The 23,592-nt window shown below is 69.0% G+C and carries 23 protein-coding genes and 1 riboswitch; of the genes, 12 read left to right on the top strand and 11 right to left on the bottom strand.

Translation table 11 applies throughout. From position 1 onward, the window contains the following. Window positions 1-9: 9 nt before the first annotated feature. Complete coding sequence (locus ACLQ3C_RS19360; protein ID WP_425706726.1) at window positions 10-828, bottom strand: DUF3027 domain-containing protein; 819 nt, start codon at window positions 826-828, stop codon at window positions 10-12. A gap of 117 nt (window positions 829-945) precedes the next feature. Between ACLQ3C_RS19360 and ACLQ3C_RS19355 the strand changes: the two genes are divergently transcribed. Both ACLQ3C_RS19355 and ACLQ3C_RS19350 read left to right on the top strand, forming a co-directional pair. Then, window positions 946-2,958, top strand: a complete 2,013-nt coding sequence (locus ACLQ3C_RS19355) for an MFS transporter (RefSeq protein WP_425706718.1) — start codon at window positions 946-948, stop codon at window positions 2,956-2,958. Window positions 2,959-2,962: 4 nt separating this feature from the next. Continuing rightward, a complete protein-coding gene (locus ACLQ3C_RS19350) occupies window positions 2,963-3,484 on the top strand; it encodes a DUF2771 family protein (protein ID WP_425706717.1) in 522 nt (173 codons plus the stop codon). A 73-nt stretch (window positions 3,485-3,557) separates the two neighbouring features. On the opposite strand, the gene ACLQ3C_RS19345 is transcribed toward ACLQ3C_RS19350, so the two are convergent. After that, window positions 3,558-3,971, bottom strand: a complete 414-nt coding sequence (locus ACLQ3C_RS19345; protein WP_425706725.1) for a cold-shock protein — start codon at window positions 3,969-3,971, stop codon at window positions 3,558-3,560. A gap of 248 nt (window positions 3,972-4,219) precedes the next feature. Here ACLQ3C_RS19345 and ACLQ3C_RS19340 point away from each other — a divergent pair, with 248 nt between their 5' ends. The 5 genes from ACLQ3C_RS19340 to ACLQ3C_RS19320 all read left to right on the top strand — a co-directional run bounded on the left by ACLQ3C_RS19340 (window position 4,220) and on the right by ACLQ3C_RS19320 (window position 7,432). Then, entirely contained in the window at window positions 4,220-4,447 is a 228-nt protein-coding gene (locus ACLQ3C_RS19340) for a hypothetical protein (protein WP_425706716.1), read from the top strand. A gap of 5 nt (window positions 4,448-4,452) precedes the next feature. Beyond that, window positions 4,453-5,028, top strand: a complete 576-nt coding sequence (locus ACLQ3C_RS19335) for a flavin reductase family protein (RefSeq protein WP_425706715.1) — start codon at window positions 4,453-4,455, stop codon at window positions 5,026-5,028. Next, on the top strand, window positions 5,025-6,116 hold the full coding sequence (moaA, locus tag ACLQ3C_RS19330; RefSeq protein WP_425706714.1) for a GTP 3',8-cyclase MoaA: 1,092 nt from the start codon (window positions 5,025-5,027) through the stop codon (window positions 6,114-6,116). Before ACLQ3C_RS19335 ends, moaA begins: the two co-directional genes overlap by 4 nt. Window positions 6,117-6,120: 4 nt before the next feature. Continuing rightward, the gene (locus ACLQ3C_RS19325; RefSeq protein WP_425706713.1) at window positions 6,121-6,369 is read left to right on the top strand and encodes a MoaD/ThiS family protein; all 249 of its coding nucleotides are present in this window, start codon (window positions 6,121-6,123) and stop codon (window positions 6,367-6,369) included. A gap of 258 nt (window positions 6,370-6,627) precedes the next feature. Continuing rightward, window positions 6,628-6,804: riboswitch (cyclic di-AMP (ydaO/yuaA leader) on the top strand. Between the two features lie 7 nt (window positions 6,805-6,811). Continuing rightward, entirely contained in the window at window positions 6,812-7,432 is a 621-nt protein-coding gene (locus tag ACLQ3C_RS19320; RefSeq protein ID WP_425706712.1) for a transglycosylase family protein, read from the top strand. A 111-nt stretch (window positions 7,433-7,543) separates the two neighbouring features. On the opposite strand, the gene ACLQ3C_RS19315 is transcribed toward ACLQ3C_RS19320, so the two are convergent. From ACLQ3C_RS19315 to ACLQ3C_RS19300, 4 genes are all read right to left on the bottom strand, one after another. Further along, complete coding sequence (locus tag ACLQ3C_RS19315) at window positions 7,544-7,978, bottom strand: molybdenum cofactor biosynthesis protein MoaE (protein ID WP_425706711.1); 435 nt, start codon at window positions 7,976-7,978, stop codon at window positions 7,544-7,546. 13 nt (window positions 7,979-7,991) lie between these two features. Further along, complete coding sequence (locus tag ACLQ3C_RS19310; protein ID WP_425706710.1) at window positions 7,992-8,471, bottom strand: MogA/MoaB family molybdenum cofactor biosynthesis protein; 480 nt, start codon at window positions 8,469-8,471, stop codon at window positions 7,992-7,994. After that, complete coding sequence (moaC, locus tag ACLQ3C_RS19305; protein ID WP_425706724.1) at window positions 8,468-8,962, bottom strand: cyclic pyranopterin monophosphate synthase MoaC; 495 nt, start codon at window positions 8,960-8,962, stop codon at window positions 8,468-8,470. Before moaC ends, ACLQ3C_RS19310 begins: the two co-directional genes overlap by 4 nt. 123 nt (window positions 8,963-9,085) lie before the next feature. After that, window positions 9,086-9,289, bottom strand: a complete 204-nt coding sequence (locus ACLQ3C_RS19300) for a hypothetical protein (protein WP_425706709.1) — start codon at window positions 9,287-9,289, stop codon at window positions 9,086-9,088. 167 nt (window positions 9,290-9,456) lie between these two features. Here ACLQ3C_RS19300 and ACLQ3C_RS19295 point away from each other — a divergent pair, with 167 nt between their 5' ends. The 3 genes from ACLQ3C_RS19295 to ACLQ3C_RS19285 all read left to right on the top strand — a co-directional run bounded on the left by ACLQ3C_RS19295 (window position 9,457) and on the right by ACLQ3C_RS19285 (window position 14,703). Next, a complete protein-coding gene (locus ACLQ3C_RS19295) occupies window positions 9,457-11,964 on the top strand; it encodes a protein kinase domain-containing protein (protein WP_425706708.1) in 2,508 nt (835 codons plus the stop codon). 37 nt (window positions 11,965-12,001) lie between these two features. Continuing rightward, a complete protein-coding gene (locus ACLQ3C_RS19290) occupies window positions 12,002-14,326 on the top strand; it encodes a helicase-associated domain-containing protein (RefSeq protein WP_425706707.1) in 2,325 nt (774 codons plus the stop codon). 221 nt (window positions 14,327-14,547) lie between these two features. Then, window positions 14,548-14,703, top strand: coding sequence for a hypothetical protein (locus ACLQ3C_RS19285; RefSeq protein ID WP_425706706.1), 156 nt, complete (start codon window positions 14,548-14,550; stop codon window positions 14,701-14,703). 88 nt (window positions 14,704-14,791) lie between these two features. Here the strand turns inward: ACLQ3C_RS19285 and ACLQ3C_RS19280 are convergent, their stop codons facing one another. Next, on the bottom strand, window positions 14,792-16,303 hold the full coding sequence (locus ACLQ3C_RS19280; RefSeq protein WP_425706705.1) for an MFS transporter: 1,512 nt from the start codon (window positions 16,301-16,303) through the stop codon (window positions 14,792-14,794). Window positions 16,304-16,598: 295 nt separating this feature from the next. On the opposite strand from ACLQ3C_RS19280, the gene ACLQ3C_RS19275 reads away from it, so the two are divergent. Further along, a complete protein-coding gene (locus ACLQ3C_RS19275) occupies window positions 16,599-18,266 on the top strand; it encodes a DNA repair helicase XPB (protein ID WP_425706704.1) in 1,668 nt (555 codons plus the stop codon). An 11-nt stretch (window positions 18,267-18,277) separates the two neighbouring features. Here the strand turns inward: ACLQ3C_RS19275 and ACLQ3C_RS19270 are convergent, their stop codons facing one another. Beyond that, on the bottom strand, window positions 18,278-20,050 hold the full coding sequence (locus ACLQ3C_RS19270; RefSeq protein WP_425706703.1) for a serine/threonine-protein kinase: 1,773 nt from the start codon (window positions 20,048-20,050) through the stop codon (window positions 18,278-18,280). Between the two features lie 81 nt (window positions 20,051-20,131). Next, window positions 20,132-20,728 carry a pyridine nucleotide-disulfide oxidoreductase gene (locus ACLQ3C_RS19265; RefSeq protein ID WP_425706702.1) on the bottom strand — a complete coding sequence of 199 codons (597 nt, stop codon included), beginning with the start codon at window positions 20,726-20,728 and terminating at the stop codon, window positions 20,132-20,134. Window positions 20,729-20,883: 155 nt separating this feature from the next. On the opposite strand from ACLQ3C_RS19265, the gene ACLQ3C_RS19260 reads away from it, so the two are divergent. Next, a complete protein-coding gene (locus ACLQ3C_RS19260) occupies window positions 20,884-22,038 on the top strand; it encodes a pyridoxal phosphate-dependent aminotransferase (protein ID WP_425706701.1) in 1,155 nt (384 codons plus the stop codon). A 39-nt stretch (window positions 22,039-22,077) separates the two neighbouring features. On the opposite strand, the gene ACLQ3C_RS19255 is transcribed toward ACLQ3C_RS19260, so the two are convergent. Both ACLQ3C_RS19255 and ACLQ3C_RS19250 read right to left on the bottom strand, forming a co-directional pair. After that, a complete protein-coding gene (locus ACLQ3C_RS19255; protein ID WP_425706700.1) occupies window positions 22,078-22,890 on the bottom strand; it encodes a mycofactocin-coupled SDR family oxidoreductase in 813 nt (270 codons plus the stop codon). 70 nt (window positions 22,891-22,960) lie between these two features. After that, the gene (locus ACLQ3C_RS19250; protein WP_425706699.1) at window positions 22,961-23,587 is read right to left on the bottom strand and encodes a TetR/AcrR family transcriptional regulator; all 627 of its coding nucleotides are present in this window, start codon (window positions 23,585-23,587) and stop codon (window positions 22,961-22,963) included. Window positions 23,588-23,592 lie beyond the last annotated feature (5 nt).

The following is a 23,592-nucleotide window of genomic DNA, read 5'->3' as shown; positions in this document are numbered from 1 at the left end:
GATCTGGGGTCAGGACTGCGCGTCCGACTCGCCGCCGGAGCCCGCACCGACCGCGACGATCTCGAGGACTCCGTCGTCGAAGGCATCGTAGGCAGGCGAACCCTCACCACTCGGGGCCACGATGTCGGAGTGGGCACCGCACCCGTATTCGGCGGAGACCACCTGGGCGTCGGCGGAGTACTCGTTGGCACATGCCCCGAAAGCGACCCGCAGCGCACCCGACAGCGGGATGTAGAAGCCGCAGGTGCAGCACGGGAACGGAGCGGCCACCGCCATCTCCGCGCCGGGACCGTGCTCGCCGTCGTACCAGCGCTGCGCGGCGGCATCGCGCCCCTCGCGACTCAACAGGCGTTTGCGGCCGAGGCCGAGCGCGCCGGCCACCTCGGCCAGATCCTCCGGGTCCGGGGCCGACGCCTCGACACCGTCGGCCGGGTACTCGTCGGCGACCCCGGGAACAACAGCAGTCGAGGTGTCGATGTGATTGGGCACCAGCCGCGGATCATCGGGCCCGGCGGCGAGCATGTCACCGACGGAAAGATCACCGGGGGCGACGCGATCGCTCCACGGCAGCCACTCCGGCGCGAGCAAAGCCCCTTCACCGGGCAGCAGGACGACCTCGCTGACGGTCACCACATCCGTGCCGGGCGCACCGGCGACCACCACGCACCACTGCCATCCGCGGTAGCCGGGCAGGTCCGAATCGAAGTAGTGCGCCGCCGCCCACTCGCCTTCGGCGACCGCCTGACGATGAGCCCCCGGCTCGTGCCCGTCCTCGACGAGCGCGCCTCGGGCGACCTCGACGGCATCGAGCAACCGCGTACCGTCCATTACTCCAGTCACGCCCTCCAGTGTGCCTCACCGGCCGGATCCGTGACACATCGCCCGGCGACACTTCCGAACGACACCGTCCGGGCCTCCGGGACCGCGATGAGGAACAATTGGTATGTGATCGGACGGAAGCCGAAGGACAACGCCGCAGGGCACGCGGGGGCATCGCAGCCGCAGAGTGCCGCGCGTACCCACCGCGACCCCGTCGACCACCCCGGCGCCGCCAACTATCCCGCCGACGGGCCGCGTCGTCGGGCCACGCCCACGCGCGTCGGTACCCACGGCAATCCGCCGGGCGGCAACCGGGGCGAGGCCTATCTGCCTCCGCGAACGCACAATCCGCACCTGCCGCCGCTCGACGACGCCCCCACCGATCCGCACGATGCCGGCGGTGCCCAACGGTCGCGTACGCAGGCGCTGCCCACCGATCCCGAGCAGCATGACGTGCCGAAGAAGATCACCGTCGCCCGCGTCGCCGCGATGCGCAGCCGCCAGCTCACCGTCAAGGGCCTCGGCAAGATCCACCAGGCCGCGACCGCCGACGGCGCCGACCAGTCCGGGCTGACGGCGCTGACGCTGCCGGTGATCGTCAACTTCGCGGTCGACGCGGCGATGGCGGTGGCGCTGGCCAACACCCTGTTCTTCTCGGCGGCCACCGGCCAGTCCAAGGTGTCGGTGGCGATGTATCTGGCGTTGACGATCGCCCCGTTCGCATTGATCGCCCCGCTCATCGGACCGCTGCTCGACCGCCTGCAGCAGGGACGCCGGATCGCGATGGCGGCCACCTTCGCCGCGCGCGTGGTGCTGGCGTTGCTGATCATGGCCAACGTCAGCTGGGATCCGATCGCCGATCAGCTCAACTACGACCCGTGGGTGCTCTACCCGTGTGCGCTCGGGCTGCTCGTGTTGTCCAAGTCGTTCGGCGTCCTCAAGTCGGCGGTCACCCCGCGCGTGGTGCCCCCGACGATCGATCTGCCGCGCGTGAACTCCCGCCTGACCACCTTCGGCCTGATCGGCGGCACGATGATCGGCGGCGCGGTCGCCGGGCTCTTCGAAATACTGTTGGCCAAGGCATTGCCGTGGCATCTGCCGGGCGCGATGCTGTGGCTGGCGATCATCGCCGCATACGGCGCCTACCTGTGTATGCGCATCCCGGCGTGGGTGGAGGTCACCGAGGGCGAGATCCCCGCGACGCTGACCTATCACGCCCCGCACGGCGAGCCGCCGACCTCACGCGGGCGGGCCGGCGTGCGCGGCGGCGCCAAGGCGCTGGCCGCCAAGATGCGCCAGCCGTTGGGCCGCAAGGTCGTTGCCGCGTTGTGGGGCAACGGCACCATCCGCATCCTGACCGGATTCCTGACGCTCTACATCGCGTTTTACGCCAAGTCCCAGCAGGGCGTGCACTCGGACTGGAAGCAACTCGGCCTGCTCGGCGCGGTCGGCGCCGCCGCGGCCGTCGGCAACATGATCGGCAACGGCGTCGGCACCCGGCTCACGTTGCGCAATCCGTCGAAGATCGTCCTGTACTCCACGGCCGCGTGCTTCGTGATGGCCGCGCTCGCAGCGGTGTTCGGCAACATCGTGCTGGCCACCCTGACCGCGCTGGTGGCGTCGGGAACCAGCGCCATCGGCAAGGTCTGCCTGGACTCGTCGATCCAGGACGACCTGCCCGAGCAGTCGCGGGCGTCGGCGTTCGGCCGGTCGGAGACCGTGTTGCAGCTGTGCTGGGTACTCGGCGCGGCATTGGGTGTGCTGCTGCCGACGACACTGTGGATCGGCTTCACCGTGGTGGCCGTGCTGCTGGGACTCGGGCTGGCACAGACCGCGACGACACTGCGCGGGCGCACTCTCGTACCGGGCCTCGGTGGTGAACGTCCCGTGCATGCCGAACCGACGATGTCCTTCCCCGATCTGGGGCGACCCGCCTACAGCCATCCGACGCAGCGTCATTCGACGCCGCGCACCCAGCCCGGGCCGGCGCCACGTCCGGGCCCGGACCGGCCCGGAGACCCGGCGTCGGCACCCACGCGACCGCATCGGGCGGCGAGCCCCGGCCCGGATGCACCCCTGCCCGACCCCGACGCGAGCGGACCGGGTGGGCAGCCGACGAAGCGGATGGGATATCACTAGAGACGTGCTCAACCCGGGTGAGAAGAAGGCGATCGCGATCATCGCCATCGTGGCCGTCGTATTCGTGGCCGTCGTCGGCGTGACCGTCGGTGTCGTGGTCCAGGGCAAGTCCCACAAGGACGACGCGTACATCCAGATCGCCGTCGGCGACGAGCTCCACCAGGTCGAGCCGGCGCGTTGGTGCGACGTGTTCGTGCGGGACTGCACGCCCCCGCACGATCAACCGCAGCGGGCGACCCCGCGGGTGCCGGTGCCGGTGAACTCGACGGTGCTGCTGTCGGTTTCGCAGTCGATCGCCGAGTCACCGTGGAATCTGACGACGCTGTACTGGACGCCGCAGGGCATCGTCGAGGAGGAGTCGCCGAAGGCCTCCGACTCGACGTACACGGTGGCCTTGCGATCGCGTCCCGGCCGGGTGTTGCTCGGTGTGACGGTCACCGCCGCCTCTGCGCTGAGCATCGATCAGGACGGCTCGGGCAACATCGCGCGCGGACTCGTGACCGCCGACACCGCCCCGCCCAAGTGAGCCCAGTGCGGTTGAGCCCAGTGCTGTTGAGCCCAGTGCGGTTGGGTCCGGTGCGGCGAGCGCACGCCGCGACCTACGCGTCGAGTTCGCGGGCGACGGCGCGGACCACCTCGGAAATGCGCTGTGCCGTCTTGCGATCCGGGTAACGGCCCTTGCGCAGGTCGGGCTGCACCTTGCCCTCGAGCAGGGTGATCAGATCGGCGACCATGCCGTGCAGTTCGTCGGGGCTGTGACGCTTGACCTCTTTACGGGCGGCTTCCCGGGTGTTCTTGGCGACGCTCGGCGCCGGTTCGAGCACGGTGACACTGAGCGCCTGCGGACCACGACGGCCGGCGGCCATGCCGAACTCGACCCGCTGACCGGGCTTGAGCGCCTCGACGCCCTCGGGCAACGCCGACGAACGCACGTACACGTCCTCACCGCTCTCCTGCGAGAGAAACCCGAAGCCCTTTTCGGCGTCGTACCACTTCACCTTGCCGCTCGGCACTGTGCTCACCCTCATCTGAACGTCGATTCGTCACATGTGGCCGATCCACCACATGAAAGGGCGCCTTGACCCACGACAATGAGCAAGGCGCCTGGTACCGACAGTCTAGCCAACGGACAAAACGGTTTCCGCGGGTGCACGTCACCACTGCTGACCGGGCACGACGCGGTCGCGACGGGCGCAGGTGCTCTACCGTGGAATGTATGGCACGGAATTCACCTACCCGAAGCGCGCAGCGAGCGGGGCGAATGGCACCGACCGGGAGCGCCGAGCGCAAACCGGGTTCGCGGTTGCTGCAGGTGGCGGGCGTGGCATTCGCAATCGGGGTCGTCGCGATCATCGCGCTCTTTGTCACGCCGTTGGTGGCCGGCGGCGCGACGGCACCCACCGCGGTCTATCTGCTCACGATGTGCGCGCCGCTGGGGTTGCTGCTGGGCGTGATCTATGCGCTGCGGTCGGCGCGGAGAGCCGGGTGAGGCGAGTGTCGGCCTCCGTCGATCCGGATTCCGCGGTGATCGCGGCAGACACCGACCTGGCGCCGGCGTCCGACGAGGATGCCCTGCGGCGGGCATACGGCTGCTTCCCGTCGGGGGTGGTCGCCGTGTGCTGTCACCGCGCCGGTGCGGCCGGAACCGAGCTGATCGGCATGGCCGCGAGCGCATTCACCTCCGTGTCGCTGGATCCGCCGTTGGTGAGCGTCTGCGTGCAGGACACATCGACGACCTGGCCACGTCTGCGCGATGCGGGCACCGTCGGAGTCAGCGTGTTCGCGCACGATCAGGCGCAGTTGTGCCGGCAGCTCGCCGGGCCGGCACCGCACCGGTTCGACGGCATCGAGCTGCTCGGTTCCGACGATGGCGCGCTGTTCATCCCGGGCGCGGCCGCACACCTGTCGTGCACCATCGACACCGAGATCACCGCAGGTGACCACATTCTGGTGCTGCTGCGTATCCGGCGTCTCGATGCCCATCCGGATGTGGAGCCACTTGTCTTCCACGCCAGCACTTTCCGGGCATTACAGGCGCGCACGTCCGACGACGGAGGCGGCGGGCGATGACCGCCGTCGACCTCGGACTCCCACTGCCGTCGGCACATACCGCCGACGAGCCGGCCGCGCCCGCACCGACGTCCGGTCCACTGCGGGACACCTTCGGCCGCGTCGCCACCGACCTGCGGGTGTCGGTGACCGATCGCTGCAATCTGCGCTGCGACTACTGCATGCCCGCCGAAGGGCTGGACTGGCTGCCCACCGAGGCGGTGCTGAGCACCGCCGAGTTCATCCGGGTCCTGACGGTCGCGGTCACCGAGCTGGGCATCCGCACCATCCGGTTCACCGGCGGTGAACCGCTGCTGCGCCGCGATCTCGAGGAACTCATCGGGGCGGTTGCTTCGCTCCCCGAGCGCCCCAAGATCGCGTTGACCACCAACGGTCTGGGCCTGGCGCGGCGGGTGGACGGGCTCGTCGAGGCCGGCCTGGACCGCGTCAACGTCTCCCTCGACACCGTCGACGCCGCACGCTTCGCCGAGGTCACGCGGCGCGACCGGCTGCCCGATGTGCTGGCCGGCCTCACCGCGGCCGGGCGCAGCGGCCTGTACCCGGTCAAGGTCAACGCGGTGGTCCCGGATCGCGGGGACCTCGCGCGGTTGCCCGATCTCGCACAGTTCTGCCTCGACGCCGGATATCAGTTGCGGGTCATCGAACAGATGCCGCTCGATGCCGGGCATCGCTGGGATCGCGGCCAGATGGTCACCGCGGACGAGATTCTCGCCGAGCTGTCCACCCGGTTCCGGCTGCGCCCGGACACCGTCCCTCGCGGCGCCGCCCCGGCCCAGACGTGGCTCGCCGACGGCTACACCGACGCCCGCGGCGCACCCGCCCGGATCGGGGTGATCGCCTCGGTGACGCGGCCCTTCTGCGGCGACTGCGATCGCACCCGCCTCACCGCTGACGGCGCGCTGCGCAATTGCCTGTTCGCACAGTCCGAGACGTCGCTGATGCCGGTGCTGCGCGGCGGCGGCGACGACATCGATAGTCGCCTCGCCCGACTGTGGCGCGAGAACATGTGGGCCAAGCGTGCCGGACACGCCGTCAACACCGCAGGCTTCCGTCAGCCGGACCGCCCGATGTCGGCGATCGGGGGCTGACGGGGTGCAATTGTTGATCCGCTACTTCGCCGCCGCATGCGCGGCCGCGAAGTCCGAATCCACGATGGTCGACGTTGCCGACGACATCACTCTCGGTGAGCTCGAACACATTCTGGCAGCCGACAATCCGGATTTGGCGCACGTGCTGCCGCGCTGCTCGTATCTGCGTGACGAGATCGCGTTGGCCGACCGCACCCGACAGCTCGGTCCGACGCGCACGATCGACGTCCTGCCCCCGTTTGCGGGTGGCTGACCCGCCCGGATCGTCTGTGACCTTTGTCACATAACGAGTCCATAACGAGATGGACACGAACGGGGCATCATGCCCGTGAACTGCATGGACGCCCGAATGGGGCCGAAATACCCACTGGCAGCCCCGAAATCCGCTGCGCCGAAGGGTATGAATCACCGGCCCGGACGTCGTACTGTACGAAGCGTCCTTCACCGAAGGTCACAACACTGCAAACGACACCATGATTTCCACCGGTCGCGCCGAGCCTCGTTCCCCCGGTGGAATGACGAGCACACATATGGGAACGAGGGCGGGGGACCCACCCCTTCCAGCACGGAAGAACGGACGTCCACGACGTCCTTGGGGTTAAGTCCGGCGACCACCCGGTCTGGCCGGACCGAGCACCTCTCGCTCGAACCCGACAGCTGACTTCGCAGGCGCGTGGAGAGAGGTAATTCGACACATGTCCGGACGTCACCGCAAATCGACGACCAACACCGCAACCAAGACCTTCGCCAAGGTCGCACTGACCGGAGCCGTTCTCGGTGGCGGCGCTGCACTGCTGGGCACCGGCTCGGCACATGCCGCCAGCGATTCCGAATGGGATCAGGTCGCCCAGTGCGAATCCGGTGGCAACTGGGCCATCAACACCGGCAACGGCTACCAGGGCGGACTGCAGTTCAGCCCGAGCACGTGGGCCGCGAACGGCGGTACCCAGTACGCGCCGAGCGCCGACCAGGCTTCCAAGGAACAGCAGATCACCGTCGCCGAACGCGTCCTGGCATCGCAGGGCAAGGGCGCCTGGCCCGTCTGCGGCACCGGCCTGTCGGGTGCGACCCCGCGCACGGCTCCCACCGCGACTCCGGCTCCCCCGGCCGCCCCCGCTGCGCCTTCGACGACCCCGGGCCTGGCACACACGCCGAACGCCCAGAACACCGATGAGGCTCTGGCACAGGTCGGCGACGCCGGCGTGAGCCCCGAGGTCAAGAGCCTGCTGAAGGCCGCCAAGGACAGCGGCTACCAGCTCACCCCGGATCAGCTGCGCCTGTTCAACGACAACAAGGGCCTGATCCCGCTCCCCTGAGCCACCCGGCACTGCCGGCTGACTCGGCCCCAGACAAAGGGCCCCGCACGATGTTCCGACCGTGCGGGGCCCTTTTTCCAATTCTCCGGTCTTCCAACCCACTCAGGTCCCTCAGGCGGAGCCGACCCATTCGTCGCGCCCGTCCCCGAAGTACTGGTGCTTCCACACCGGCAGCCGGGCCTTGACCTCGTCGACGAGCCGCGCGCACAGCGTGAACGCCTCCTTACGGTGATCGGCGGCGACCGCGACCACGAACGCCACGTCCCCGATCTCCAGATCGCCCACCCGATGAGAGACGGCGACCGCGCGCACACCGTCGGCACCGGCGGCGATCTCGGCGACCACGTCCGCCAACACCTGCGGTGCGGTCGGATGTGCCGAGTAGGACAGCCGGGTCACCTCGCGCCCACCGTCGTGATCACGCACGGCTCCGACGAATCCGACCACCGCGCCCGCATGTCCGCCTGCGGCCTCGACGACGAGCGCCTCATGCTCGGCCAGGCCGATCGGATCGGCGCTCACCGCGGCCCGGATCACCACTGCCATCAGCGAATACCCATCAGTGGTCGCCGCCGCGGATCTGGTCGAGCGCGTGATCGAGCACGTCCTCGAGAACCGACAGGCCGTCGCGCACCCCGCCGACGGAGCCGGGCAGGTTGATCACCAACGTCGTGGCGGCCACCCCTGCCGTGCCGCGCGAGAGGACCGCCGTCGGCACCTGCGGCAGCCCGGCCTCGCGAACGGCTGTGGCGAGACCCGGGATCTCGATGTCGAGCAATGGGCGGGTCTGTTCGGGCGTGCGGTCGGTCGGTGCCAGACCGGTACCACCGGTTGTGAGGACGAGGTCGACGTCGGCGTAGATCGCGGTACGGATCGCGTCGCCCACCGGTCGGCCGTCACCGACCACATCGACCTCGTCGACAGCGAATTCGTGGGCGGTCAGCCACTCGGCGATGATCGGGCCCGTGCGGTCGGGGTAGACGCCGCGCGCCGCCCGGGTCGAGGCGACGATCACCCGGGCGATGCGCCGGCCGCTCATCGGCGTGTTCCGGCGCCGTCGGGCGCATCATCGTCACGGCGCCAGTCGCCCGAGCGGCCACCGGACTTCTCGAGCAGGCGGATGCCATCCATCTGAGCGTGCCGGTCGACGGCCTTGACCATGTCGTGCAGGGTCAGTCCGGCGACGGCGACCGCGGTCAGCGCCTCCATCTCGACGCCGGTCGGACCGGCCGTGGCCACGGTGGCGGCCACGTCGATGTGGTCGGCGCCGATCTCGAATTCGACGTCCACCGACGACAGCGACAGCTGATGACAGAGCGGGATGAGTGAATCGGTCCGTTTGGCCGCCATGATCCCGGCGATGCGGGCGGTGGCGAGGACATCACCTTTGGGCAGCGATGCCGAGGTGAGCAGGTCGATGACGGTGGCGGTGGTGCGGAAGGTACCGCCGGCGCGCGCTCGCCGGCGGGTCACGGATTTGTCGCCCACATCGACCATCCGGGCCGCACCCGCCTCATCGACGTGCGACAGGCGTGCCGCGGGGCCGGCACCGCCGGCCGAGGCGGTCCCGGTCTCACCCTGGTTCCCGGTCTCACCCTGGTTCCCGGTCTCACCCTGGTTCACGGTCTCACCTCGGGGCTCACGGCGGTCCGGTCAGCGGTTGATGACCGTCTTGGGAGAGATGTAGTTGATCTCGTCGGCCGGCAGCGGGAACTCCACATCCCCGAACGGGGACAGCGCGCCCGGCAGGTCGGCCGCGAACTCCGAGACCGCGTGCTCAGGGGCGTCGTCGCCGGAGGACTTCGGCCAGCCGTTGTCCACGTAGTGCTTCTTCGAATTGCTCTCAGCCACGCGCATATTGTGCCATGCCGCGCCTGCCGCCACGTGCGTGCTCCCGCATCCGGGGCCCGGTGATGTCGATACCGAGCGGGCCGGGCCCTTCGTTCGAATGATACAAAGGCCGACCTGCGAGCCCGTTGGGTAAGGTCACCGCCAACGGCCCGCCCCCGATCAAAGGAATAATCGTGCCTCTGAGTCCAGGTTCACAGGTCGCCGGGTACAAGGTGATCTCGCTGCTCGGATCCGGCGGCATGGGCGAGGTCTACCTCGTCGAGAACCCGACCCTCCTGCGTCGGGAGGCACTCAAGGTCATCTCACTGGCCGGCGCGCACGATCCCGACTTCCAGAAGCGCTTCACCAACGAGGCACGCACCACTGCTGCGCTGGATCACCCGAGCATCATCTCGATCCACCAGTACGGCATCAACGAGGACGGCACCCCGTGGTTCACCATGAACCACCTCGAGGGCGCCGATTTGACCCACGGCGCCGTCTCGGCCGCCGACACCGCCGCGCTGACCGCCCGCGTTGCCGACGCCCTCGATTACGCGCACCGCCGCAACATCATTCACCGCGATGTCAAACCCGCCAACATCTTCGTCAGCCGTGACGAGCGCGGCCAGATCGACCGCGTCACCGTGTTGGATTTCGGCATCGCCAAACTCGTGAACTCGACGTCACTCACCGCGACCAGCGCCTTCATCGGCACGCTGGCCTATTGCGCCCCCGAGGTCATCGAGGGTCACGATGCCGGCGCCGCCTCCGACCAATACTCGTTGGCCTGCACCGTCTTCCAACTGCTCACCGGCCAGGCCCCGTTCACCACCACCTCACCGTCGGCGTTGGTCATGGCACATCTGACCAAGCAGATCTCGCCGATCAGTTCGTTGCGGCCGGATCTCGCTCGCCTCGATCCGGTACTGCAGAAGGCGTTGGCGAAGAATCCCACCGACCGGTACCCAGACTGCCGCTCGTTCGCGACGGCGTTGCGCCAGGCCCTCGAGAGCCACGGCGGCGCCGCATCGGCGCCGCGCCCCGGGGGCCCGGGAGCGGTCGGGGCAGCGGGGGCACTGGGAGCACCGAACCGCCCGTACTCCCAGCCCACCGTGCCTCCGCCGTATGGTCCCGGCGCGCCCTCCTACGCGCCGCAATCGACTCCCGCACCCGCCTATCCGGGCCCGGCACCCCATACCCCGGCACCACACACTCCGGGTCCCCAGACTCCGGGACCCCAGACTCCGGGACCCCAGACACCGGCGCCGGCCTTCGGCGGATTCGCGCCCCCCGGCCCGACGGTCGCCAGTAACCCGTCGCCCCAAGCCAATTCGTCGTATCCACAGTCGCCACCCGGGGCCGCCTACCCCGGCAACCAGGCCGGGCAACCACCGGCGTACCCGCCATCGCAGCCGAATCACCTTCTCGGCGGGGGCTATCCCCCACCGGGCCCGGCCGGAGCACCCAAGAAGAAGCACACCGGGCTGATCGTCGGCGTGATCGCGGCGGTCGTCGTCGTGGTGGTCGTCCTGGGCGTCGGAATCGCCTTTGCCACCGGCGCATTCAGCAATGATGAACCGTCTGCGCCGACGGCCCATCCCGGAATCCTGGCGGTCTCTGGCAACTCGAGCTGCGGAATCACCAACGCGCAATTGTATTGCTGGGGAGGCAATTACGACGGGCAGCTCGGCAACGGGACCGAGACCGCGTCGTCGTCACCGGTGAAGGTCGATCTCCCGAACGTGACCGCCGTGAGCCTCGGTGGCTACACCAACACCGACAAGAAGCTCGTGACCACCGCATGCGCGGTATCCGACGGTTCGGCGTATTGCTGGGGCGCCAACAAGTTCGGCCAGATCGGCAACGGCTCCACCACCGACACCCAGTCGCCGGTCAAGGTGACCGGACTGTCCGGCCGGGTGACCGCGATCGCCACCGGATACGGCAGCACCTGCGCGATCGCCGACGGCAAGCTCTCGTGCTGGGGCGACAACGACGACGGCCAGGTCGGCGTCGAGTCGATCACCGACCAGACCGCCACCCCGACCGCGGTACCCGGGATCTCCGGCAACGTCACCGCGGTCGCCGCCGCGCAGGGCACGACGTGCGCGGTTGCCGACACTGTGTACTGCTGGGGCAACAACGACAGCGGCCAACTCGGCACCGGCGCCACCACCCGGGCGAACACGCCGCAGAAGGTCGCGCTGACCGGCGCGGATTCGATCTCGGTCGGCTCCTACAGCATCACCGACCAGCCCGATCAGTACACGACGGTGTGCGCGTCGGCGTCAGGTAAGGGGTACTGCTGGGGCGACAACCGCTATGGCCAGGTCGGCGACGGCACCAAGGAATCACGCCACACGCCGACACCGGTCACCGGCCTGGGGACCGTCAGCCAGATCAACACCGGCTGGGGCTCGACGTGCGCGGTGTCGGACTCCAAGCTCTTCTGCTGGGGCGACAACGAGGGCCAGCAACTCGGCACGGGCGCGGGCGACGGCACCACCAAGCCGACCCAGGTGACGGCGTTGCCGGGATCGGTCGAGGCCGTCTACACCGGCCTGGGCACCACGTGCTCGCTCGTCGACGAGAGCTCGCTCTACTGCTGGGGCCGTAACGCCGCAGGCCAGGTCGGCAACGGCTCGAGCGGCGAGGATCAGAAGGTATCGAGCCCGACACTGCTGAACCTGCCCGCGTGAACCGGCCGGGCGCACCGCGCTCGGTAGAATCGGCCGAATGAGTCAGGATGATCGGGCCGAGGGGCTCGCCCAGGACCTGATCTCGCGCACCGACGAGGCGTTGGCCGACCTGTTCACGCTGCGGCCCGATCTCGCCTCACCACCTCCGCAGGGCAGCCAGGTCCTCGCCCAACGCGCACTGTCGGCGGCTTCGGTCGCCGCCGCAGGCGATCAACTCGATCTGCTCGATCTCGCCGTCCTCGAGGACGCCATCGCCGCCGGGCCGCCGGCCGCCGAGGTGGTGTCCGCGTCATCGATCGTTGCGGCGCTACGCGACCGCGCCGATCCCGATGACATCGCGGCACGCATCGCGCATCTGCGGCGACTCGCGCTCCTCTGGGGCCCCGACGACGCCCTGAACATCGGTGCGAATGCATCATCGGCGCTGCCGTGGCGCGGTCTGCACCTGACCGGCCCGATCGCCCGGTGGGCCCCCGAAGAGCTCCGGGCGCGCCTCGACGCCGTCGACGAACGCCAACGGGAGCTGCTCGGTGCGCTCTCCCGCGGCCCGGCACTCGGCCGCAGCCGCGACGCCGCCCCCGACGCCGACCCCAGCGCACCGGTTGCCCGTCTGATCGCCGACGGCATGCTCGCACGCATCGACCACCAGACCGTCGAGCTGCCACCACAATCGGGGCAGTTGCTCCGCGGCGAACCGGCGTTGCGCACCGACGAGCTGCAACGGCCGCAGCCCGACGACGAATCGGCGACCCGCCGATTTTCCGCACGTGACATCGACGCCGCCGGCGGCGGTGAGGCTCTCGAGCTGATCCGCCATGCCACCGCGGTGCTGCGCACGCTGGGCCGTACCCCGGCCACGGTGCTGCGCTCGGGCGCCCTCGGCATCCGCGAGTTGCGTCGATTGACCAAGGCCACCGGCATCGAGCAACCGCGGCTCGCGCTGCTGGCCGAACTTCTCGCGCATGCGCGGCTGATCGACGTGGGATTCCCCGATCCGCCGCCCACCGGCGACACCGGCGAACACGCCTTTGCCCCGACCACCACCGCCGACACCTGGTTGCATCAGCCGCGCGAACGGCAGTGGCTCACCCTCGCGCAGGCATGGCTGACGATGCCGCGACAGGCCTGGCAGGTCGGCGAACCCGACCGCGACGGCACCACGATCCCCGCGTTGTCCGGCGAGAACTACGATTCGCACGCCCCTGCGCAGCGGCGCACGATTCTGACCGCGCTGGCCCGAACCGCTCCCGCGACGCCGGTGTCGGTCGCCGGGATGGTGGCCACCCTCGGCTGGGATCATCCGCACCAGCTGCGGCGGCTCACCCTCCGCGTGGTCGGGGCGACCCTCGACGAGGCCCGCGCCGTAGGACTGGTCGGCCACCATGCGCTGACCTCGGTCGGCCGGGCGGTGCTCGACGCGGATGCCGACGACGATTCCGCGATCCTGACGGCAATGCGCAAGGCCCTGCCTGCCCCGGTCGATCACTTCCTCACCCAGGCCGACCTGACGATCACCGTTCCCGGGCCGATGACGGCCGAACTCGCCGAGCGGGTGGAAATGGTCGCCGACCTCGAATCCGGTGGCGCCGCATCGGTATACCGGGTCAGCGAGAACAGTGTCCGGCGAGCCCTCGACGCCGGCCGGTCGAGCAGCGAACTGCTCACCATGTTCACCACCCACTCGCGCACCCCGGTGCCCCAGTCACTGACGTACCTCATCGAGGACGTCGCCCGGCGCCACGGACAGCTACGAGTGGGGATCGCCTCGTCGTTCATTCGCTGCGAAGACGCTGCCACTCTCGCGGCCGTCCTGCGCAGCGACGCCGCGCAACACCTCGCGCTCCGCGCGTTGGCACCGACGGTTGCGGTGTCGCCCAGCGGAATTCGTGATGTGCTCGACGCGCTGCGCGCCGCCGGGTTCGCGCCGGCCGGCGAGGACTCGGCAGGCGAGGTGGTCGACATGGCCGACCGTGGCAGCCGGGTCGCCACCAACCGCGCCCGGCGCCACCCGAGTCCCGCACCACGCCGCGGCGCGCTCGGCCCCGACCAGATCGCGGCCATCGTCGGCCGGATGCGATCGGGCGATCGGGCCGCGGTCGCCACCCCGGCCACCGGACCGGCCACGGGATCGGTACGCGCTTCCGGCGGCGGTGAACCGACCACTGCCCTCATCCGATTGGCGTTGCGTGCCAACCGGAAACTGCGGGTCGGCTACGTCGACGCACATGGCAGCGCGTCGCGGCATGTCGTCTCCCCGCGGACCCTCGGCGCCGGGCAGCTCGTCGGTGTCGAGGACGGCACCGACGACGAACAACGGTTCTCGCTGCACCGCATCACCAGCGTCGAACTCCTCGACAGCTGACCGACGGGACCGCGCGGGGCACGAAAGTTCCACCACTGCAACCGATGCCGCGCCACACCTGCCCGATACCACATCCGTCCGACAGAATCGCGTATTCACCTTCGGCGCGAAACCTGTTGTCCACAAGCAGTATTCGATACACAGATGCCGCAGATCTGGGTGCCGTTGTCGGCGCATGCGGGTAAGATGGAGACATCGCATCGATCGCCCAGGGGGGCACCATGATCGCCGACGACACCATCGAAAGCACCGATACCGCAGCAATTCTGGCCGGCATTGTCGACCAGCTCACCGAACTCCGCACCAACCCCGACATGAGCGGGCCGCAAGCACACGCGGCGATGCAGCGCACTCTCCGATTGGACACCGCAGCCTGAAACAGGCTCACCCGCAACAACTTCCGACCCGTGCACCCGGCCCGCCGGGACCGCAACTGTTGTTTGAGAACTTCATAGAGGGCCCCGGCTAGGCAGCCGGTGCGGCGACCGGCTCGTCCTCGTGCGCGGCCCCGATCGGCCGGCGCACATTGATCAGGAGGCCCGCCTCGAGTGCCACGAACGCCAGAATCGCCGCGGCGACATAGAAGCCGATGCTCTGCCCGTGCACCAGCGCCGACGCCTGCAGCGCCGCCGCATCGGCGGGTCCGTGGACCGATGACATGTGATCGGTGACGTAGGCGGCGGCCGCATTGGCGGCGATGGTGTTGAGCAACGCCGTGCCGACCGCGCCGCCGACCTGCTGCGAAGTGTTCACCATCGCCGACGCGACGCCGGCATCTCGGGGCTCCACCCCATAGGTGGCGAGGTTGATCGACGTCATGAACACCGTGCCCATACCGGCGCCGAGCAGCAGCAGTGCGGGAAACACCACGCTCCAATAGCGGGTCGAATCCGCCGAGATCTGGCTCAGCAGCAGCATCCCGCACGCACCGAGCAGTGCGCCGGGCACGAGAAGGTAGCGCGGCGGGACCCGCGTGATCAGCCGCGCCGCGATCTGGGTGGAGCCCACCAGCATGCCGCCGACCATCGGCAGGAAGGCGACGCCGGCCGACAGCGGCGAATAATGGTGGACGTCCTGCATATAGAGCGTCAGGAACAGGAACGATCCGAACATCGCGATCACGGCGAGCGCGACGCTGAGGTAGGCACCGCCTCGCGCGCGGTCGGCGACGACCCGCAACGGCAGCAACGGGTACCGGGCGCGCGCCTGCCAGCCGACGAACACCACCAGCAAGACCACGGCGGCGATCAGGCAGGTGATGGTGCCGGTATCACTCCACCCCTTCTCCGCCGCGCGACTGAACCCGTAGACGACAAGCGCGAGTCCTGCACCGCCGAGGATGACCCCGGGGATGTCGAGGTGGGTGGTGTGGTCGTGGGCGCGGGGCGGCTCCTTGATCTCGAAGATCGCGCCGGCCAGCGCAACGGCGGCGAACACCACGTTGATGTACATGGTCCAGCGCCAGTCCAGGGTCTGAGTGAGCAGACCACCGAGCAACAGCCCGACCGCGGCGCCGCCGCCGGCGATCGCACCGAAGATGCCGAAGGCCCGGGCGCGTTCCTTGGGCGCGGTGAACATCACTGTCAACAACGACAGCGCCGCCGGAGCCAGCAGCGCGCCGAAGACGCCCTGCAGTGCCCGCGCGCCGAAAAGCATTGCCTGATTGACCGCAGCGCCACCCAGCGCCGAGGCGAACGCGAAACCGACGAGACCGATCATCATCGCCCGTCGGCGTCCCCACAGGTCGGCGATGCGGCCGCCGAACAGCAGCAGGCCACCGAAGGCCAGCGCATAAGCCGTGATCACCCACTGCTGATTCGAGGTACTGATACCGAGATCGATCTTGGCGTCGGGCAGCGCGATGTTGACCACGGTGCCGTCGAGCACCACCATCAGCTGCGCCAGACAGATGAAGACCAGCGCCTTCCAGCGTCGTGGATCGGGTTGCGCCTGCTGCGAAAAGTCGGAGGTGGACATTCGGGACCCGCTTCAAGTCGAGGTGAGGTGGGGGCGCCAGGTCTGCCGACGCGCGGTGCAAGCCACGTGGACCACCGGGAAATGTCACCTGAAAGGCTGCACGCCGACCAGCCTACCGCGCCGTCGGGTCGCGGAATGTGCCTTCTCGCTGCGGCTTTCGGCCGCCCACTATCGGACATACCGGGCATAGTGGGCAGACGCGAGCGAACGTCGGCCCGGGTCCGTCGGGTGCCGCCTCCCTGGCCAGGGCTGCGAGCCGGACGCACCGGCTTGCCACGTCATTACACTGGATCCGGTGACTGATGGACCCCTGATCGTGCAATCCGACAAGACGCTGCTGCTCGAGGTCGACCACCCTGATGCGGCGGCGGCCCGAGCGGCGATCGCACCGTTCGCCGAGCTCGAACGCGCACCCGAGCATGTACACACCTACCGGGTGACCCCGCTGGCCCTCTGGAACGCACGCGCGGCCGGCCACGACGCCGAGCAGGTGGTCGACGCGCTGGTGCGCTATTCGCGGTACGCGGTGCCCCAGCCCCTGCTGATGGACATCGTCGACACCATGGGGCGGTTCGGCCGGCTGCAACTGGTCAAGAGCCCCGTCCACGGTCTGTCGCTGGTGAGTCTCGATCGCGCCGTCCTCGAGGAGATCCTGCGCAACAAGAAGGTCGCGCCGATGCTCGGTGCGCGCATCGACGACGACACCGTCGTCGTACATCCCTCCGAGCGGGGCCGGCTCAAGCAGATCCTGCTCAAGGTGGGATGGCCGGCCGAGGACCTCGCCGGCTATGTCGACGGGGAGGCGCATCCGATCGCGCTCGACCAGGACAACTGGCACCTCCGCGACTACCAGGAGATGGCCGCCGATTCCTTCTGGGCGGGCGGCTCGGGCGTGGTGGTCCTGCCCTGTGGCGCGGGCAAGACGATGGTCGGCGCCGCAGCGATGGCCAAAGCCGGTGCCACCACCCTGATCCTCGTCACCAACACCGTCGCGGGACGGCAGTGGAAGCGTGAACTCATCGCCCGCACCACCCTCACCGAAGACGAGATCGGCGAATACTCGGGCGAGCGTAAAGAGGTACGCCCGGTGACCATCGCCACCTATCAGGTGATGACCCGGAAGTCGAAGGGCGAGTACAAGAATCTCGATCTGTTCGATTCCCGGGACTGGGGTCTGATCATCTACGACGAGGTGCATCTCCTCCCCGCACCGGTGTTCCGGATGACCGCCGACCTGCAGTCGCGGCGCCGGCTCGGGCTGACCGCGACCCTGGTCCGCGAAGACGGCCGCGAGGGTGATGTCTTCTCCCTCATCGGTCCCAAGCGTTATGACGCGCCGTGGAAGGACATCGAGGCCCAAGGCTGGATCGCACCGGCCGAGTGCATCGAGGTGCGCGTGACGCTGACCGACGAGGAGCGCCTGCAGTATGCGGTCGCCGAGAACGACGCGAAGTACAAGCTGTGCTCCACCGCCCACACCAAGGTCAACGTCGTCAAGTCGATCCTGGCGCGGCACGCCGATTCGCAGACGCTGGTCATCGGGGCCTATATCGATCAGCTCGAGGACCTCGGGCGCGAACTCGACGCCCCGGTGATCCAGGGCTCGACGAAGAACAAGGAACGCGAGGCCCTGTTCGACCGCTTCCGTTCCGGTGAACTGCAGACGCTCGTGGTCTCCAAGGTCGCCAACTTCTCCATCGACCTGCCCGAGGCGTCGGTGGCGGTCCAGGTGTCGGGAACCTTTGGCTCACGCCAGGAAGAGGCCCAGCGACTCGGCCGGCTGCTGCGTCCGAAAGCCGATGGCGGACAAGCACACTTCTATTCGGTGGTGTCTCGCGACACCCTCGACGCCGACTACGCGGCGCACCGCCAGCGGTTCCTCGCCGAGCAGGGCTACGCCTACCGGATCGCCGACGCCGACGACCTTCTCGGGCCGACGATCGGCGAGGAATCGGCGGGCTGAGACCCAGGGACTCACGGACCCTCGACGAGGCAATAGCCCAGCGACTCGGGCTGCTCGAACACCCAGCGCAGCTCGCCGCCTGCGCAGACCAGCGCGCTCGTCGAGCGGTTGGTGACCCGGAACAGCACGGTCCCCGCGGCGGCCGCACTGCCGCAGGCCACCTCGTGGTAGTCGGCGAGCGAACCACCCGACCGCGGGATCTGATAGCACTCCTGGGGAGCGAAATTCGGTGTGAGACAGAGCTTCTGCGTCGAGTCACCAAAACCCAGACTGGCATTGTGCTCGTTGGGGCAGTCTGCGGTACCGGCGATGAACCCCGCCGCGTAGAACGTCATCGCCGGGGTGGCGCAGTCGACCTTGGACGTCGACACATTGCCCTGCGCGTCCCGCTGGCGCCCGAACTGCACGCACTCGCCCACCGTGATCTGGTCGGCTCCGGTGATCGCGGTCGGCGCCTCGGTCACCGGCGGGCGGACATAGGGCGTCGTCACGCCGGGGGCCGGCCCCGTCGTCGACGATGAACCACCGGCGGTGGTGCTCGTGGTCGGTCCGGACGAACCGGAGATCAGGTTGGCGACCACCACGCCCGCGATGACGACGAGCACCAGCGCAACCACCGACGCCAGCACGATCATCGCCGTCGGGCGCGAGCGGCGCGGCGGCTGGCTGGGCAGCGCGCCGGTCTGAAGCGGACCCGACTGAAACGGACCCGTATGGGGCGGCGCGAGGTACTGGGGCGCCGACTGCCGGCCCGCCGGGTACTGCACGGGCGCAGGCAGCGGTGAGTAGACCGGGGCCGGCGGCAACGTCGGGCCCGGTGGATGCGTCGGGGCCGGTGGATGCGTCGGGCCCGGTGGTTGCGGCTGCGCGATCACCTCGGCCGGCCCGAGGACCGGCGTGGCGATCCGGGTGGGCGGCGCCCGCAGTGCGCCGGTGAGTTGATCGGCGAGCTCACCGCACGAGGAGTAGCGATCCTCCGGCGACTTGGACAGTGCGCGGTTCATGACGTCGTCGAGCGCCGGCGGTGTTGCCGGCCGCAGCGCCGAGATCGCCGGTGGGGTATCGCTGAGGTGCGCCGCGATCACGTTCGCCTGGCTCGTCCCCTCGAATGGCGGTCGGCCGCAAAGGAATTGGAACAGGGTTGCGGCAAGACTGTACTGGTCGGCGCGGCCGTCGGCCACCGACCCCAGTAACTGTTCGGGCGCCACGTACGCCACGGTGCCGAGGAACATGTTGGCCGACGTCAGGTTGCTGACGTCGTCGGTCGTCTTGGCGATGCCGAAATCGGCGAGCAGTACCCGCTCCGGCGGCCCGGCCGAGGTGTGCGTCGGATCATCCGAATCACCTTGGGCCACCAGTATATTGGCGGGTTTGACATCGCGGTGCAGCAGTCCCCGCGCATGTGCCGCGTCGAGCGCGGCGGCCACCGCCGTCGCGATCGCCGACACGAGGACCGGATTCAGGCCGCGCGGGCTGCGCCGCAACAGTTCCCCGCCGTCGACTCCGTCGATGTACTCCATCGACAGCCACAGGTGACCGTCGTGCTCGCCGGAGTTGTAGATCGTGACGATCGACGGGTGCACGATGCTCGACGCGAGTTCGGCCTCCCGCGCGAACCGCTGCCGGAACATCGGGTCCCGACTGAGGTCGGCGGGCAGGATCTTGACCGCCTCGTTGCGCGGCAGGCTCGGGTGCCGGGCCAGATAGACCTCGCCCATCCCGCCGCGGCCGATCAGGCGCACGATGGTGTAGCCGGCGAACGAGTCACCTGGTTGGTAGACCACTCGGCCCTCCTCGGCAGCGGACACGCGTACTCGCCACACGGCCCGCGGGGGCGGTCAGGCCCTGGTCACATTACCTGCGTCTCACACCGGCCGCAGGCAGTATCCGAGCGAACGTGGCGCGGTGAACGACCACATCGTCTCGTCCGCACCACAATTGATTGCCTCGTCGCCACGACCGACGGTCTCGGCGACCAGGGTCTGCGACTGTGCCGGATCCCCGCAACCCACCTCGCGATAGTCGGCGAGCTCGCCGCCGACCGGGATCTGATAGCACTTGCCGGACGCGAAATTGGGGGTCAGACACAGCTTCTCGCGTCCGGCCCCGAAGGTGAGCGTCGAGGTGTTGGCCGCCTCGCACTCGGCTCCGGCGGCGATCTGACGTGCCACGTAGAAGGTGAGCCCGTCGGCACCCTCGCACGAGGCCGTCGACGCCCGCACCTTGCCGGATTCCTCGTCGGGCCCGAGGGCCAGGCATTCGCCGACGGCCGCGTCATCGGGCGCATCGATGGCATCCGAGCCGACGCTGACGTCGCAGGCGGCCAGCAGTGCGACGCCCAGCGCGCCGGCGATGACGCCGAGGCGCCAGGCCAGCCGGCGGCCGGGTCGCGACAGTGGCGCGACGACCGGGTCGGCAAGGGGCCGAGGCGCGGGGCCGTCTTCGGTTTCGGTGGTGAACATCGCGGGTCCTCTCATCGGGGTGGGGTCTGCCCGAGAAGGTTCGCGCCGCGCGCTTGTGGCCACCTTGGCGTCGACATGGAATCGGCGCCCGAGTGGCACCGACGTGGAACCACGTGGCCGCGGCAACTCGTGGGTGGATGTGACAGCCTGAATCCATGGCCACCGTGACCCGACTGCGCCCGTTCACCGAGACGATCTTCGCCGAGATGTCGGCGCTCGCACTCACCCACGACGCGGTGAACCTCGGTCAGGGCTTCCCCGACACCGACGGCCCCGAGTCGATGCTGGCGGCCGCGTGTGCAGCGATCAACGACGGCCACAACCAGTACCCGCCCGGCATCGGGGTGCCGCGGTTGCGGCGGGCGGTGGCCGAGCATCAGCGCACGCACTACGGCCTCGACTACGACCCCGACACGGAGGTGTTGATCACCGTCGGCGCCACCGAGGCCATCGCGGGCGCTGTCGTCGGGCTCACCGAACCGGGGTCCGAGGTGGTGATGATCGAGCCGTATTACGACTCGTATGCCGCGACGGTGGCGATGGCCGGCGGCGTGCGACGCACGGTGCCGCTCGTCGCCGACGGTGACGGCTTCCGCCTCGACCGTGACGCGCTGGCCGCCGCATTCGGTCCGCGCACCGCGTTGCTCCTGCTCAACTCGCCGCACAATCCGACCGGCACGGTCCTCGGCGACGACGACCTCGCCGAGATCGCGCGCCTGTGCATCCGCCACGACGTCATCGCGGTGACCGACGAGGTCTATGAGCACCTCGTGTTCGACGGCCGGCGCCACACCCCGCTGGCCACGCTGCCCGGCATGCGCGAACGCACCCTGCGGATCTCGAGCGCCGCCAAGACCTTCAACTGCACCGGCTGGAAGGTCGGCTGGCTCTGCGGGCCACCGGAACTGGTGGCTTCCGCGCGCGCCGCCAAGCAGTACATGACCTATGTCGGTTCGGGTCCGTTCCAGCCCGCCGTCGCCCACGCGCTGGAGTCGGAGATGGACTGGGTCTCGCGCAGCGCAGCCGCACTGCAGGACAAACGAGATCTGCTGTCAGCGGCGCTGACCGACGCCGGCTTCGGCGTATACCGCAGTGACGCAACATACTTCGTCTGCGCTGATCCGCGTCCGCTCGGCTATGCCGATGGGGAAGAACTCTGCCGGAAGCTTCCGGAGAGGATCGGGGTGGCCGGTGTCCCGGTGAGCGTCTTCGCCGACCACAAGGAGCCGTGGCGGCATATGGTGCGCTTCGCCTTCGCCAAACGCGACGACGTGATCGCCGAGGCCGCTCGACGCCTGCGCCGGCTCTGACACGAGACGAGCCGCGGCACCGGCGACGGATCGACGATCTCAGTAGTGCTGGGCGCCGCCGTCGACCGAGATGTGTTCGGCGGTGACGAATGTCGATTCGTCGGAGGCGAGGAATGCGACCACGTTGGCGATGTCCTCGGCCTCGGCGGCGTACCGATTCACGAACACCGTGCCCATCCCCGCGAGGCGCGGATTGGCCTGATTGGTCGTCTCGATACGTTCTTGCATGCTCCCCGACCCCATCGGTGTGTTCACCGCACCGGGGTGCACGGAGTTCACCCGGATGTTGTGTGCGCCGAGCTCGGCGGCGAGACCGCGGGTCATCCCCACCAGCGCGTGCTTGCTGGTGGTGTAGTGGATCATGAAGGGCTGCACCTTCTTGCCCGCGTACGAGCTGGTGATGATCACCGATCCGCCACCGCGCGCGATGAGATGGCCGACCGTGGCCGTCACCGTGTTCCACACGCCGGTCACGTTGATGTCGAGGGTGTCACCGAAGCTGCTCGGCGTGATCTCGTCCCAGGTCTGGGGAATGCAGATGCCGGCGTTGGCCACGACGATGTCGAGTCCGCCGAACCTCTCGACGCCGGCCGCCACCGCCGCGGTGACCCCGTCGGCATCACGGACATCACATTGCGTCAGGACCGCGGTGCCACCTTCCTCCTCGACGAGCCGGCGTGTCTCCTCGAGATCCTCGGGTGTGGCCGAATCATAGGGAACGCCCGGCAGTGGTCCCGCGAGATCGATGCCGATGATCTGCGCCCCCTCCCGCGCCAACCGGATGGCGTGTGCGCGGCCCTGCCCGCGCGCGACGCCGGTGATGAATGCGATTTTGCCGTCCAGCCGTCCCATGATCTCCTCATCTCTCCTCGGTGAAATCTCTTCTCTGGGCTTGTCTCCCAAGGCTTCTCGTATCAGACCGTCAGAGCGGCAGCCCTTGTTCCAACAGGTCGATGGCACCGAGCAACTCCGTCAGCACACGGTCGTCACGGGGGTCGACCACCCCCTCGGCCACGTGGAACATGACCCCGGCGATCGCCGCGACGAACACCTGCAGGCGCGCGTCGTCGGCACGCACCCCGAGATAGTCGGCGAAGTACTCGCGGCCCTGCGAGATCGCCGCGTCGGCCTCGATCTGATAGGCCATGCGCAGAATCGGTTCGGACTGGATCAGTCGCATCCGCTCGACACTCGAGGCCCATGGATCCGACGCCGTGATGGCGACCTGCGCGCGGACGACCGCACGCAGCAGATCGAAATGACCGAGCCCGCGGGGGATCTCGTCCATCGCCGCCGCCCGCACGTCGTCGAGGTCGTCGCCGATGACCACCTGTTCCTTGGAGGCGAAGTACCGGAAGAAGGTGGTGTGCGACACCTGGGACTCACGCGCGATCTGTTCGACGGTCGTGTGCGCGTAGCCATCTCGGGCGAAAAGCCGCATCGCGGCATCCCGGATGGCCTGGCGGGTGCGCTGCTTGTGCTGCTCGCGCAGCCCACCCGGCCGGGGCCGAACCGATTCCGGCGGTTCGGCGCCGGTCGTCGCGGTCACGGTGA

Source organism: Gordonia sp. DT30 (genome assembly GCF_049844915.1).
Classification (GTDB): domain Bacteria; phylum Actinomycetota; class Actinomycetes; order Mycobacteriales; family Mycobacteriaceae; genus Gordonia.
This window is presented reverse-complemented; position numbering and strand designations above follow the sequence as displayed.

What these genes read in the sequence shown, in the direction of transcription:
- ACLQ3C_RS19290 (WP_425706707.1), top strand. Translation starts at nt 12,002, where the DNA reads ATGAGTCAGGATGATCGGGCCGAGGGGCTCGCCCAGGACCTGATCTCG.
- ACLQ3C_RS19285 (WP_425706706.1), top strand. Translation starts at nt 14,548, where the DNA reads ATGATCGCCGACGACACCATCGAAAGCACCGATACCGCAGCAATTCTG.
- ACLQ3C_RS19255 (WP_425706700.1), bottom strand. Translation starts at nt 22,890, where the DNA reads ATGGGACGGCTGGACGGCAAAATCGCATTCATCACCGGCGTCGCGCGC.
- ACLQ3C_RS19265 (WP_425706702.1), bottom strand. Translation starts at nt 20,728, where the DNA reads ATGTTCACCACCGAAACCGAAGACGGCCCCGCGCCTCGGCCCCTTGCC.
- ACLQ3C_RS19315 (WP_425706711.1), bottom strand. Translation starts at nt 7,978, where the DNA reads ATGGCAGTGGTGATCCGGGCCGCGGTGAGCGCCGATCCGATCGGCCTG.
- ACLQ3C_RS19340 (WP_425706716.1), top strand. Translation starts at nt 4,220, where the DNA reads ATGGCACCGACCGGGAGCGCCGAGCGCAAACCGGGTTCGCGGTTGCTG.
- ACLQ3C_RS19310 (WP_425706710.1), bottom strand. Translation starts at nt 8,471, where the DNA reads ATGAGCGGCCGGCGCATCGCCCGGGTGATCGTCGCCTCGACCCGGGCG.
- ACLQ3C_RS19320 (WP_425706712.1), top strand. Translation starts at nt 6,812, where the DNA reads ATGTCCGGACGTCACCGCAAATCGACGACCAACACCGCAACCAAGACC.
- moaA (WP_425706714.1), top strand. Translation starts at nt 5,025, where the DNA reads ATGACCGCCGTCGACCTCGGACTCCCACTGCCGTCGGCACATACCGCC.
- ACLQ3C_RS19260 (WP_425706701.1), top strand. Translation starts at nt 20,884, where the DNA reads ATGGCCACCGTGACCCGACTGCGCCCGTTCACCGAGACGATCTTCGCC.
- ACLQ3C_RS19360 (WP_425706726.1), bottom strand. Translation starts at nt 828, where the DNA reads ATGGACGGTACGCGGTTGCTCGATGCCGTCGAGGTCGCCCGAGGCGCG.
- ACLQ3C_RS19300 (WP_425706709.1), bottom strand. Translation starts at nt 9,289, where the DNA reads ATGCGCGTGGCTGAGAGCAATTCGAAGAAGCACTACGTGGACAACGGC.
- ACLQ3C_RS19280 (WP_425706705.1), bottom strand. Translation starts at nt 16,303, where the DNA reads ATGTCCACCTCCGACTTTTCGCAGCAGGCGCAACCCGATCCACGACGC.